Genomic DNA, 13404 nt, shown 5'->3' on the forward strand with positions numbered 1-13404 from the left:
TCGAAGACAGACGCAGAGAACTGAAACATCTAAGTACCTGCAGGAACAGAAAGAAAATTCGATTCCCTGAGTAGCGGCGAGCGAAACGGGAAGAGCCCAAACCAAAGAGCTTGCTCTTTGGGGTTGTAGGACACTCTATACGGAGTTACAAAAGAATGAACTAGACGAAGCGACTTGGAAAGGTCCGCGAAACGAGGTAAAAGCCCTGTAGTCAAAAGTTCATTCCCTCCAGAGTGGATCCTGAGTACGGCGGAACACGTGAAATTCCGTCGGAATCCGGGAGGACCATCTCCCAAGGCTAAATACTACCTAGTGACCGATAGTGAACCAGTACCGTGAGGGAAAGGTGAAAAGCACCCCGGAAGGGGAGTGAAATAGATCCTGAAACCGTGTGCCTACAAGTAGTTAGAGCCCGTTAATGGGTGATAGCGTGCCTTTTGTAGAATGAACCGGCGAGTTACGATTACGTGCGAGGTTAAGTTGAGAAGACGGAGCCGCAGCGAAAGCGAGTCTGAATAGGGCGAATTAGTACGTGGTCGTAGACCCGAAACCAGGTGATCTACCCATGTCCAGGGTGAAGGTGAGGTAACACTCACTGGAGGCCCGAACCCACGCACGTTGAAAAGTGCGGGGATGAGGTGTGGGTAGCGGAGAAATTCCAATCGAACCTGGAGATAGCTGGTTCTCTCCGAAATAGCTTTAGGGCTAGCCTCGTGATTGAGAATACCGGAGGTAGAGCACTGTTTGGACTAGGGGGGCATCTCGCTTTACCGAATTCAGACAAACTCCGAATGCCGGATATTTATACACGGGAGTCAGACTGCGAGTGATAAGATCCGTAGTCAAGAGGGAAACAGCCCAGACCACCAGCTAAGGTCCCCAAGTAATCGTTAAGTGGAAAAGGATGTGGCGTTGCTTAGACAACCAGGATGTTGGCTTAGAAGCAGCCATCATTTAAAGAGTGCGTAATAGCTCACTGGTCGAGTGACGCTGCGCCGAAAATGTATCGGGGCTAAACGATTCACCGAAGCTGTGGATGCATACTTTGAGTATGCGTGGTAGGAGAGCGTTCTAACAGCGTTGAAGTCAGACCGGAAGGACTGGTGGAGCGGTTAGAAGTGAGAATGCCGGTATGAGTAGCGAAACATGGGTGAGAATCCCATGCACCGTATGACTAAGGTTTCCTGAGGAAGGCTCGTCCGCTCAGGGTTAGTCGGGACCTAAGCCGAGGCCGATAGGCGTAGGCGATGGACAACAGGTTGATATTCCTGTACCACCTCCTCACCGTTTGAGAAATGGGGGGACGCAGTAGGATAGGGTAAGCACGCCGTTGGTTGCGCGTGTTCAAGCAGTAAGGCGTGTATGTAGGCAAATCCGCATACTATAACGTTGAGCTGTGATGACGAGCTCGTATGAGCGAAGTTCCTGATTTCACACTGCCAAGAAAAGCCTCTATCGAGGTGAGAGGTGCCCGTACCGCAAACCGACACAGGTAGTCGAGGAGAGAATCCTAAGGTGTGCGAGAGAACTCTCGTTAAGGAACTCGGCAAAATGACCCCGTAACTTCGGGAGAAGGGGTGCTTCTTTGGGTGCATAGCCTAGAGAAGCCGCAGTGAATAGGCCCAGGCGACTGTTTAGCAAAAACACAGGTCTCTGCAAAACCGTAAGGTGACGTATAGGGGCTGACGCCTGCCCGGTGCTGGAAGGTTAAGAGGAGCGGTTAGCGCAAGCGAAGCTGTGAATTGAAGCCCCAGTAAACGGCGGCCGTAACTATAACGGTCCTAAGGTAGCGAAATTCCTTGTCGGGTAAGTTCCGACCCGCACGAAAGGCGTAACGATCTGGGCACTGTCTCAACGAGAGACTCGGTGAAATTATAGTACCTGTGAAGATGCAGGTTACCCGCGACAGGACGGAAAGACCCCGTGGAGCTTTACTGTAGCCTGATATTGAATTTTGGTACAACTTGTACAGGATAGGTAGGAGCCAGAGATCTCGGAGCGCCAGCTTCGAAGGAGGCGTCGGTGGGATACTACCCTGGTTGTATTGAACTTCTAACCCATGCCCCTTAGCGGGGTAGGAGACAGTGTCAGGCGGACAGTTTGACTGGGGCGGTCGCCTCCTAAAGAGTAACGGAGGCGCCCAAAGGTTCCCTCAGAATGGTTGGAAATCATTCGTAGAGTGTAAAGGCATAAGGGAGCTTGACTGCGAGACCTACAAGTCGAGCAGGGTCGAAAGACGGGCTTAGTGATCCGGTGGTTCCGCATGGAAGGGCCATCGCTCAACGGATAAAAGCTACCCCGGGGATAACAGGCTTATCTCCCCCAAGAGTCCACATCGACGGGGAGGTTTGGCACCTCGATGTCGGCTCATCGCATCCTGGGGCTGTAGTCGGTCCCAAGGGTTGGGCTGTTCGCCCATTAAAGCGGTACGCGAGCTGGGTTCAGAACGTCGTGAGACAGTTCGGTCCCTATCCGTCGTGGGCGTAGGAAATTTGAGAGGAGCTGTCCTTAGTACGAGAGGACCGGGATGGACATACCGCTGGTGTACCAGTTGTCTTGCCAAAGGCATCGCTGGGTAGCTATGTATGGACGGGATAAGTGCTGAAAGCATCTAAGCATGAAGCCCCCCTCAAGATGAGATTTCCCATTACGCAAGTAAGTAAGACCCCTGAAAGACGATCAGGTAGATAGGTTCGAGGTGGAAGTGCGGTGACGCATGCAGCTGACGAATACTAATCGGTCGAGGACTTAACCACATTTTATTGCACAAACTCAATGAAACGTTTATCCAGTTTTGAAAGAATGATCTTTCTAAGGGTTTCAAGACACAAGCTAGTCGAGGAAACGACTGAGTGATTGAAGGAGCGTACTCAAGTACGTGACTGAAAGAACGAAGGAAGTTGACGAAGGATAGCGCCGTGTATTGGAAGCCGTAATAGTGAAGTGATGATGGCAAAGAGGTCACACCCGTTCCCATACCGAACACGGAAGTTAAGCTCTTTAGCGCCGATGGTAGTTGGGGGCTTCCCCCTGTGAGAGTAGGACGTCGCTTCGCTAGAATATTGGAGGATTAGCTCAGCTGGGAGAGCACCTGCCTTACAAGCAGGGGGTCGGCGGTTCGAGCCCGTCATCCTCCACCATTTCTAAAATGCCGGTGTAGCTCAGTTGGTAGAGCAACTGACTTGTAATCAGTAGGTCGAGGGTTCGACTCCTTTCGCCGGCACCATTTAGAGAGCCATTAGCTCAGTTGGTAGAGCATCTGACTTTTAATCAGAGGGTCGAAGGTTCGAGTCCTTCATGGCTCACCAGTTTTATAAAATTATACATACTGTCAGATATAAATGATCTTAAGCATTTTGCGGAAGTAGTTCAGTGGTAGAACACCACCTTGCCAAGGTGGGGGTCGCGAGTTCGAACCTCGTCTTCCGCTCCAAAATGCCGGGGTGGCGGAACTGGCAGACGCACAGGACTTAAAATCCTGCGGTGAGTGATCACCGTGCCGGTTCGATTCCGGCCCTCGGCACCATTTTATAATTCTTATTTCTAATAATGCGCGCCCGTAGCTCAATTGGATAGAGCGTCTGACTACGGATCAGAAGGTTGTGGGTTCGACTCCTGCCGGGCGCGCCATAATATATTTACTGACATATTCGGAATGTAGCTCAGCTTGGTAGAGCACTTGGTTTGGGACCAAGGGGTCGTAGGTTCGAATCCTGTCATTCCGACCATCATTTTGGGGCCTTAGCTCAGCTGGGAGAGCGCCTGCCTTGCACGCAGGAGGTCAGCGGTTCGATCCCGCTAGGCTCCACCATTTATATTTTATTCCCTTTGGAGGTATACCCAAGTCTGGCTGAAGGGATCGGTCTTGAAAACCGACAGGCGGGTAACACCGCGCGGGGGTTCGAATCCCTCTACCTCCTCCATTTTAATATTTTTTTCTTCAAATGTTGGTCCCGTGGTGTAGCGGTTAACATGCCTGCCTGTCACGCAGGAGATCGCCGGTTCGATCCCGGTCGGGACCGCCATTTTTTTTATGGGTTTGTAGCTCAGTTGGTAGAGCATTAGATTGAAGCTCTAAGTGTCGGCGGTTCGATTCCGTCCAAACCCACCATACTATGGGCCTATAGCTCAGCTGGTTAGAGCGCACGCCTGATAAGCGTGAGGTCGATGGTTCGAGTCCATTTAGGCCCACCATAGTATTATTCCGAAGTAGCTCAGTTGGTAGAGCATCCGGCTGTTAACCGGCAGGTCGCAGGTTCGAGTCCTGCCTTCGGAGCCATTGGCCCGTTGGTCAAGTGGTTAAGACACCGCCCTTTCACGGCGGTAACACGGGTTCGAATCCCGTACGGGTCATATACACTTGAATGAAAACACATTGCATATTTTGCAATGTGTTTTTTTGATGTTTTCTTTATTTCTTGACGAAAGCATCGGCTGTTTGATGTACTCATAGTAAGGTATTATAAAGTTACAATAGAAAGGGCTGTCTGAAAAGAACATAGGGGCAAGCCCTTTCTGCATAAAACAGTGGGAGCAGGTGGAAAAGTGAATGCGATAATAAAAACAGGTAATAAAGCAGTCTACCCGATTATTTTCCCTTCTGACTATAGTGGATTGGGAAGTATTAACTGTTATGTCTATCAAAATGGTGAAGACTATACATTAATTGATGCGGGCATAAAAAATGAGGAATTTGAGCAGTTTTTTTATCAGAAATTGAAAGACTATAATATTGAAATTAACCAAATTACCCGTATTATTTTAACACATTTTCATAATGACCATATAGGGGTGGTAAATCAAATTACGAATGTTTATCCGATCCCTGTCTATGCCAGTCATATCGCCATTCCTCGTCTAAAATGTGAAGATGATTACTTACAGCAAAAGCTTACCTTTTACTATGAATTGTACGAGCAATACGGCGTACCGGAATTTGCCCGTGAACGAATGTTAAAAATGGAGAATACGCTTCACAATAAAGAACATGTGATAATCTATCCGCAGATTTTGAAACTGAGGGAAGGTCAAGAAGTCGGAGGATTACAAGTAATCGCTGCTCCGGGACACTCACCGGATTCAATCTGTTTGTTTGATGAGGAGACGGGCTGGTTGTTTGCGGGAGATTTTTTGTTATCTACCGGCATGACCAGTGCTCTAATTGATCATGACGATTCAGGAACCATAACGAACCCGTTTAGCCAATATATAGATTCGATTGAAAAAATGAATACTTATAATGTGCATACCGTGTTTGCCGGCCATAAAGGAATCTATGAAAACTTAAATGAAGTGATGGAGAAAAGCTTAAGTAAAATAGAATACAAACTGCAAAAGGTTATATCCAAAATTAGTGAAGGCCATCATACGGCGAAACAGTTAGGAGAAGTAATCTACGGTGAGCGCTTTACAAAATATTTTACATTTATCATTTCTGAAATAATCGGGTTAACGCTCCTTGGAGAACAACGCGGTTTAATTGTGCGTGAACTGCGTAACGGGGAGTGGTATTTTACGATTAAAAGTTTGATTGAGCATAAATGAAGCAGCTGTCCGGGGGTATAATAGCCTCCTTTTTTCTATAAGTTCATATTTTCACTCGGAATAATCTGGAGTATAAAAATATATTCTAATATTTACCTTTCCTACAGTCATAAATACATTCTTTTTTATAATTAACTACCTATTTTTGTTCTAAAATATGGAATATGAACCGATATAAAAAGTATTGAGTTATGTACATAAATAGAAATATTAAGGAGAAATCTTATATGAATAAATCTAAAAAGATATTAGCAGCATTAGTTGCAGTTCCTGCTAGTGTTGTTGTTGCAGGGGTAGTGCAGGCTGAGGAAATGACTACTTCACAAACTTTTGAATTTAAGAATAGCTTTACAGGTAATTCCTCATTTATAGAACAAACAAGCACAAAAACACTTTCAATAGATAACGAAGAAGATTTGAAAAATCAGATTTTGTTTGAGTTGGCGAATTTTAATAAAGGATTTACGATTACATATACAGGTACAGAAATTGCTTCATATAAAATTGCAATTGAGAAATTAATGGGAGAAGTATTATCTGAATTAAACACATCAAAAGTTGTAACAACTTCTTCTAATGACACTGTAACATTTGATGTAACAGAAATTTATGGGATTTTTAATAATATGCGTGTAAAAGCGACTGAAACAAAAAATGATGATGTATTAACATCGGTAAAATTAGATTTCTCGCTTAACTATTACGATACCATCACAAATGGTCAACCTACTAACTTTATAGCTGCAAAGGCTAAGTATAGTGATATTAAGTCAAAGGTAGATGAGGCAACAGGTCAAGTTGCAAAAATTAAAGTTATTCATGACTATGTAATTCAAAATACGCATTATGTAGCTACCAATCATAGTGTAGCTTCAATAAGCGGATTATCATCCCATGCCTATGCTTTATGGATGTATACTCTACTAAAACAAGTTCCATCAATGGAAGTCCGATATGTATATGGAATTGTAAATGGAGAATATCGTTCATGGAATATTGTAAAAATCGGTACGGAGTGGTATCACCTTGATGCAGCAAGTGATGATTCAGCAGAAAAAAGCGACAAGCGTATTCAATATCGCCATTTCTTGACATACACACCAAATGAGCGTCGTATTTTAAGTGAAAAAAACGCTGAAATTACAGATACAACATACAATTATTTCAAAATAATCGACAATCAAGCACAATCAACAACTCATATATATTATCCTAATGCACAAACATCAGGAGAAATATATCAGTTAGATTTAACTTCACTTACATCAACTCCATTAGCAATTGACCGTAGTAATGCAACGACAGGTACAGGTCGTATTGTTTATTATGAGCAAACGTCTGGCGATGCAGCAAATATTGAAGTTGTAAGGAAGTACTTATATTTTATAAATGATAGTCAAGGAAAGTATTTATATCGATATGAACTTAATTCAAGCAAACTTGAATTGATTTTAAAAGAGCAGTTGCAGTCGATTGAATTAGGTACAAATATTTTAAATTATAAAACAATTGATGGAGAATCTGGATTTTTGCCATTGTCACGGATAGAAGATTTGAATAATGAGTTGGCAAATAAGGTGAATTCAGAAATTCAGAAATTAGTAGATACAGAAGATCAAACTACACAAAAGTTTAAAGAAGCGGTAATGGCCACACGTCAATTATATTTGGCACTGACAGAAGGGCAGCGATTACTAGTATCTAATTATCAAAAACTTGTAGAAATCGAAGGAACTTTGACCAGCGATGTAAAAACATCTGCCGTTGTGGATATTATCAACAAGTTAGATGAAATGGATGAAAGTTATGTTAAAAATGTCGATGATGCATTAAGTGCCTATAATGGACTTAGTAATAAAATGGCGGTTTATAATTATTCTATTTTACAAGAAGCGGTGAAAAAGGTTGATGCTGCACGTCAATTAAAAAAGAACTTAGATTCAAAAGTAGCGAGCGTGACAAATGAAGACCCGTTTGCACAAATTCCGGATTTCATCGTATTTGTTGAAGATTTTCTGGAAAAATTTGATAGTTATTTACCATCGATTCGAAACGGCGTTCCAGGACTGGGTGATATTGAAACTTATCGTGAACGTACAGTAAATCTTCGTCGAGATACAGAGGATTTTGTTAATACAGTAAAGATTATAGATGAAGAGGCATTGGATTTTATAACAACTATGGAAGTCATAGAAAAACAGTACGATGATCTTCTCTCAAGTCAAAAACATATTATTAAAAGTGCTGATGGCAATATAGTTAATGAAAAGCTTGCCTTAATGACATCGATGAAGGGTCAAATAAAAAAATTCAATGAGTTGATGGACAGTCTTTCAATATCCGATACTATTACGGATGATTTTGTTAGTAAAGTACAACAGGCGCAATCACTATATAATGACATGAAGCTAGCACAGAAAAATGCTATTTCAGAAGAAAATACTGAAAAACTAAAAGCTTTAATTGATCGCATAAATGTAATTTCTGAAGATGTATCATTAAAAGCTTTGATAAGTGCAATTACAGCGCTGGATTTTGCAGAAATGACTTCTTTAGACAATTTAGTAAGCCAGGTCACATCAGCAGATACGGTAAGTGTAGTTGCTGCCAATTTAGGTATTACAGAAGAACAAGCGATTGCATTATTATCAACAGATGTAAGAACAAAGTTAGTTGAATACCGTCAGTTGAAAGAGTTAGCTATTAATTCAGCAAAGCCATTAATAATTGAAATGGGTGCCCTTGATGACGAATCTTCGGCAACAACTATTATGGAAGTAAGACAGCGATATACGAATTTAATTGCTACGGATAGCCGTTTTGAAAAGTTCTTTATCGAGGAATTGAAAGAGTTAAACGCTCAAGAAAAATGGATTAAAGAAGCGCTACTTACAGCAGAAGCACAAAATATTATTGTAAATATTGAGCTATTATCTGAGGAATCAACTTATTCAGAAGTACAGGCCGTTTATCAAAGTTATCAGGCATTATCAGATGAGGTAAAAAATCTTGTAACAAACAAAGAAAAATTACTGGGATTATGGGATAAAGTATCAAAGGATGCAACAGCTTTTCAAAAAGCAATCGATGATGTAAATAATGCAATTGAAGCATTAGATAGTCAATCGACAAAAGAAGATATTGAAAATGTTCGTGCTGCTTATAATGAGCTTACACAAGAACAGCAAGTGAAAATAAAGAATTATGGGAAACTTGATTTACTTATAGAAGCTTTAGAAGCATTGGAAATAGAACTTTCAAACAGAATTGCAGCTGAAAAGGTAGTTGAACTAATTCAGGTTCTTAATAATGAATCAACACCAAATGAAATTAAAGCTGCTCGTGATGCTTATACTGATTTGACAGAAGAAGCAAAAAAGCTAGTTCCTAAGAAAGTATTGGAAAATCTAGAGTATTTTGAATTAGTATTGGAGTCGCAAATTGCACAGGCTGAAAAAGAAGCGAAAGTTGTGATGGATCGTATAAATCGCATTGATAAAACGAAATACACTGATGCTCAAATCAAGAGTATTCGAATGGCGTACAACGCATTAAGTGATCTTGCGAAATCGTTTGTAACAAACCTCAATATTTTAATTGATGGCGAGAGCTATATTATTTATCAAAATACAGTTGTGAAGCAGGCAAAGCTTGATGCCAATGCATTCGATATCTACATGAATGATGTTAGCCGTAGTTCGACAACACAGGAAATTGCAAAAGCCCGTTCACTATACAACAACTTATCGGCGGAAGCAAAAAGACATGTAACAACATTGGAAAAGCTTGTCCGTCTTGAAACAATGTGGAGAGACCCGTATTATATTGAGCTTGTGTATACGTACTATCCAGATTATATCCATGATATAAAGCCTGGTGGAGTAGTCATTGAAAAGCCATCATACGACCCGCTTTACATTCCGGACGATTCGGCGAGTACTGTGGCGACAACGATTCCAAAAACAGCAAGCTGGTCACAATATGAGACGATGACTTACCAAAATGGACGCTATTCAACACAGATTACTTCTTCTCAAGTGAAAAACAACGCAGACCGGAATATCCGTTTAAAAGCAGGAGATATTGAAATTGTTATTCCTACATCAGAAATTCAAAGCTCTACAGCAGCGGTTGGAGTGTCTGTAAGTGTGACGAATAACCAGTTGAACATTCAGTTTACAGAAGGAAATCGTGCAAAAACATTTGCAAGTACAGTAGAAGTTCATGTTCCGGTATCAAAATTAAAAGCGAATACTTCGCAAGTTGTTCAGCGTGTTACCTCAACAGGTACGTCACCGTCATCATTTAAAGTGGATGGCTCAACATTCATTATCCGTACAGCGACGGGTGGTACATTTAAAGCAGCGAACAGCAATGTCATCTATACGGATATTCCAAATAATGACCAAGGACGTGCGATACGGGAGCTGACAAAGCGCGGTATACTATTTAATACAAAAAACCGCCTGGTGCAAAGCTCTAAACAAGTAAGCAGACTTGATGTTGCAGTGATGATTGCATCTGCACTTGATGTATCGAGTAACACTAAATCAAAATATATGGATATAGCCAATACACAGCAGTTGAAACTCGTTCAAGGTTTATTGGAAGCGGGAATTATGAGCGGGGCTACATCGAGCCGGTTTGGACCTAATGCCTCTGTGACAAAGCAGGAAGCAGCCATCATTATAGCCAACATGTACCGTTACTTAAATCAGGATTTGGCGAAAGCGTATAATGAACTAAACTTCAGCTATACAGATATCGCAAACCTGACATTTGAAGCACGTCAAAGCATAGCGATTTTAGAGCTATTTGGAGTTGTTGATGGGGAAGGCCTATTTAATCCGGAGAAAGCATTATCGCGCGGTGAGTTTGCCGAGCTTATATACAATGCATTAATAGCAATCGACTACTTATAAAATTCGTAAACCTATGATTCCCACTCAGGAGTCATAGGTTTTTTAGTGGAAAACAGCTATGTTGGGATAGAAAAAGGAGTCGGATGCTCTGACAACTCCTTTACAAATGCGCTATAATTAACAACTACAGCACACATGCACAAAAGGAGTTTTCGCATGGTCTATTTATCGATGATTTTCTTCAAAATTGTTGCACCGATTTTAATTTTACTTATTATAGGTGCTATTTTACAGCGCAAGTTCCAGTTTAACCTTAAAGCCTTATCCCAACTCATTACATACTGTTTTATGCCGGCAGCAGTGTTTATCAATATTTATGAAACTTCCATTGAAATGAATGTACTCGGACAAATTACGATTTTTATTATTTTGTTTATCGGTGCGCAAATGCTGTTAAGTCAGCTGCTCGCAAAAATGTTAAAACTTGATAAAAAGGAATCGGCTGTTTTCAAAAACAGTGTTGTCCTTATCAACTCGGGCAACTATGGAATTCCGGTGGCACAAATGATATTCGCAACGCAGCCGATTGGGGTAGCGATTCAAGTCATTCTTGTTATTTTTCAAAATATGACGACCTATACATATGGCTTGTATAATTTAATCTCATCAACAAAATCCGGAATAGCAATTGTCCGGGACTTTTTGAAAATGCCGATCGTTCATGCGCTAATTATAGGCGCGGCATTGAATTACTTTCACGTCCCGATCCCGGAAACATTCAGTATTCCACTTGAACATATTGCAGGCGGATTTGTGGCGGTTGCCCTTATTACATTAGGGGCACAGCTTTCTACAATTGAAATGCGGACAATGTTCAATAAAACTATTTTTGTCAGCTGCTTTACACGGTTGATAGTCGGTCCGGCAACAGCACTTCTCATTATTTTCGCACTTGGCCTGGATGGGGTAGTGGCACAGTCTCTATTTATCGCAAGTGCATTCCCGACATCCAGAAACAGTTCCAGCTTGGCGCTTGAGTATGATATCGAATCAGCTACAGCAGCTCAGACAGTACTGTTTTCAACGATTATCAGCTGTTTAACAGTGACGGTTGTAATTTATTTATCGACAATTTTATTTGCATAGACAAGGGCTGCAGTAAAGGTGAATTCAACTTTTACTGCAGCTCTTTTTACATAAAAACCGCAAGTATCCCCTCAGATACTTGCGGTTGTAAGCGATTATAGTTGGATATCAATAACGCTTTCGTAATCTAGTAAACACTAGATATGAAAAGCTAGTGAATTTAACAATTTGAGCAAGAAGCTAAATTCATAGAGTACATGTTAATACATACTTATATTATTTTACGTATGGGTTTGAAAGGTCCATACCATCTAATGAAAGACCCATTGCCTTCGCTACACCTTCACCATATGCTGGATCCGCTAAGTAGCAGTGTAAAATGTGACGACGTTTGATGAATTCTTCAACACCGTTCATTTCAGCAGCAGTTGTTTCGAATAAACGTTGTTGCTGTTCTGGTGTTTGAAGACGGAATAATTTACCTGGTTGCTCGAAGTAGTTGTTGTCATCTTCACGGAAGTCGTAGATGTCAGCTGGACCATCAAGAGCTAATGCAGGATCTTTGTATTGTGATTGACCTTGTAGGGCACCGTAGCTATTTGGATAGTAAGTAATAGCTGCACCACGGTTTCCGTCAGCACGGCCTTGTCCATCACGGTGATATACCATGAATGGGCATTTTGGTGTGTTTACAGGAATTTGGTGGTGGTTAACGCCTAAACGGTAACGAGTTGCATCTTGGTAAGCGAATAGACGCGCTTGTAACATACGGTCTGGTGAGAATGAAATACCAGGTACAACGTTTGATGGAGCGAATGCAGCTTGCTCAACATCAGCGAAGTAGTTTTCCGGGTTACGGTTTAATTCGAATTCCCCAACTTCCATTAGTGGGTACTCAGACTTGTACCAAACTTTTGTTAAGTCGAATGGGTTGTCCTTAGAGTTGCGAGCTTGCTCTTCAGTCATCACTTGGATGTACATTTTCCATTTCGGGAAATCGCCTTTTTCGATTGACTCGAATAGGTCACGTTGTGAAGATTCACGGTCTTTACCGATAATTTCAGCAGCTTCTGCACCTGTTAAGTTTTCGATACCTTGTTGAGAACGGAAGTGGAATTTCACGTATACGCGTTCGCCAGCTTCGTTGATCATTGAGTAAGTATGAGAACCGAATCCGTGCATTTTGCGGTAGCCGTTTGGAATACCACGGTCAGACATTACGATTGTTACTTGGTGTAACGCTTCTGGTAATGAAGTCCAGAAATCCCAGTTTGAGTTACCGTTATGCATGTTTGTTTTTGGATCACGCTTAACAACGTGGTTTAAATCCGGGAAGTGTAATGGGTCACGGAAGAAGAATACAGGTGTGTTGTTACCAACCATATCCCAGTTACCTTCTTCAGTATAGAATTTTAATGCGAAACCGCGAATGTCACGCTCTGCATCAGCCGCACCGCGCTCACCTGCTACAGTTGAGAAACGTGCAAACATTTCTGTTTTCTTACCAACTTCAGAGAAAATTTTTGCTTTTGTATATTTTGTGATGTCATGCGTTACAGTAAATGTACCGAATGCACCTGAACCTTTTGCGTGCATACGACGCTCAGGAATTACTTCACGGTTAAAGTTTGCTAATTTCTCAATTAGAAATACATCTTGTAATAAAACTGGACCACGACGACCAGCTGTTTGTACATCGTCGTTTGATACTACTGGAGCACCAGTAATAGTTGTTAAACGTTCATTTGTCATATGTAGTTCCTCCTAATATTTTTTGAAAAACTCTTCTTAAATAATATAACAAATCTAAATCATAATTTCTACTAGATTATAATAATTCTTTTTAAGGAATCTTTATATTAAAGAATTGGTTATTGAAAATAGACATTAAGGAAAATTCGGATAATATAGT

Annotated in this window: 4 protein-coding genes, 14 tRNA genes and 2 rRNA genes (1 of these 20 running past the window's edge); 19 read left to right on the forward strand and 1 reads right to left on the reverse strand. The window is 41.5% G+C overall.

All coding sequences use genetic code 11. The features are described from left to right. From MKY27_RS01095 to MKY27_RS01185, 19 genes are all read left to right on the forward strand, one after another. A 23S ribosomal RNA gene (locus MKY27_RS01095) occupies positions 1–2756 on the forward strand; it begins 173 nt to the left of the window's first position. 183 nt (positions 2757–2939) lie between these two features. Next, positions 2940–3055 (forward strand): 5S ribosomal RNA (gene rrf / locus MKY27_RS01100). A 9-nt stretch (positions 3056–3064) separates the two neighbouring features. Next, a tRNA-Val gene (locus tag MKY27_RS01105) sits at positions 3065–3140 on the forward strand. A 10-nt stretch (positions 3141–3150) separates the two neighbouring features. Next, positions 3151–3226, forward strand: a tRNA-Thr gene (locus MKY27_RS01110). 6 nt (positions 3227–3232) lie between these two features. Continuing rightward, positions 3233–3308: transfer RNA gene (locus MKY27_RS01115), tRNA-Lys, on the forward strand. A 50-nt stretch (positions 3309–3358) separates the two neighbouring features. Then, positions 3359–3433: transfer RNA gene (locus tag MKY27_RS01120), tRNA-Gly, on the forward strand. Between the two features lie 4 nt (positions 3434–3437). Next, positions 3438–3526, forward strand: a tRNA-Leu gene (locus MKY27_RS01125). 27 nt (positions 3527–3553) lie between these two features. Then, positions 3554–3630: transfer RNA gene (locus tag MKY27_RS01130), tRNA-Arg, on the forward strand. 21 nt (positions 3631–3651) lie between these two features. Next, positions 3652–3728: transfer RNA gene (locus MKY27_RS01135), tRNA-Pro, on the forward strand. Between the two features lie 7 nt (positions 3729–3735). Continuing rightward, positions 3736–3811: transfer RNA gene (locus tag MKY27_RS01140), tRNA-Ala, on the forward strand. Between the two features lie 19 nt (positions 3812–3830). After that, a tRNA-Ser gene (locus MKY27_RS01145) sits at positions 3831–3923 on the forward strand. 26 nt (positions 3924–3949) lie between these two features. After that, positions 3950–4025, forward strand: a tRNA-Asp gene (locus MKY27_RS01150). Positions 4026–4035: 10 nt separating this feature from the next. Further along, positions 4036–4111, forward strand: a tRNA-Phe gene (locus MKY27_RS01155). 6 nt (positions 4112–4117) lie between these two features. Continuing rightward, positions 4118–4194 (forward strand) — tRNA-Ile (locus MKY27_RS01160). A gap of 9 nt (positions 4195–4203) precedes the next feature. Then, positions 4204–4279, forward strand: a tRNA-Asn gene (locus tag MKY27_RS01165). Positions 4280–4281: 2 nt separating this feature from the next. Continuing rightward, positions 4282–4353: transfer RNA gene (locus MKY27_RS01170), tRNA-Glu, on the forward strand. A gap of 192 nt (positions 4354–4545) precedes the next feature. Further along, complete coding sequence (locus tag MKY27_RS01175) at positions 4546–5544, forward strand: MBL fold metallo-hydrolase (RefSeq protein ID WP_339196996.1); 999 nt, start codon at positions 4546–4548, stop codon at positions 5542–5544. 227 nt (positions 5545–5771) lie between these two features. After that, on the forward strand, positions 5772–10466 hold the full coding sequence (locus tag MKY27_RS01180; RefSeq protein WP_339196999.1) for an S-layer homology domain-containing protein: 4695 nt from the start codon (positions 5772–5774) through the stop codon (positions 10464–10466). Between the two features lie 156 nt (positions 10467–10622). Further along, entirely contained in the window at positions 10623–11552 is a 930-nt protein-coding gene (locus MKY27_RS01185; RefSeq protein ID WP_339197001.1) for an AEC family transporter, read from the forward strand. A gap of 216 nt (positions 11553–11768) precedes the next feature. On the opposite strand, the gene MKY27_RS01190 is transcribed toward MKY27_RS01185, so the two are convergent. Then, a complete protein-coding gene (locus MKY27_RS01190) occupies positions 11769–13244 on the reverse strand; it encodes a catalase (RefSeq protein ID WP_339197004.1) in 1476 nt (491 codons plus the stop codon). Positions 13245–13404: the final 160 nt, after the last annotated feature.

It is taken from the genome of Solibacillus sp. FSL R5-0449 (genome assembly GCF_037975215.1).
GTDB lineage: Bacteria > Bacillota > Bacilli > Bacillales_A > Planococcaceae > Solibacillus.

Coding starts and splice junctions, on each gene's coding strand:
- MKY27_RS01180 (WP_339196999.1), top strand. CDS start 5,772: ATGAATAAATCTAAAAAGATATTAGCAGCATTAGTTGCAGTTCCTGCT.
- MKY27_RS01185 (WP_339197001.1), top strand. CDS start 10,623: ATGGTCTATTTATCGATGATTTTCTTCAAAATTGTTGCACCGATTTTA.
- MKY27_RS01190 (WP_339197004.1), bottom strand. CDS start 13,244: ATGACAAATGAACGTTTAACAACTATTACTGGTGCTCCAGTAGTATCA.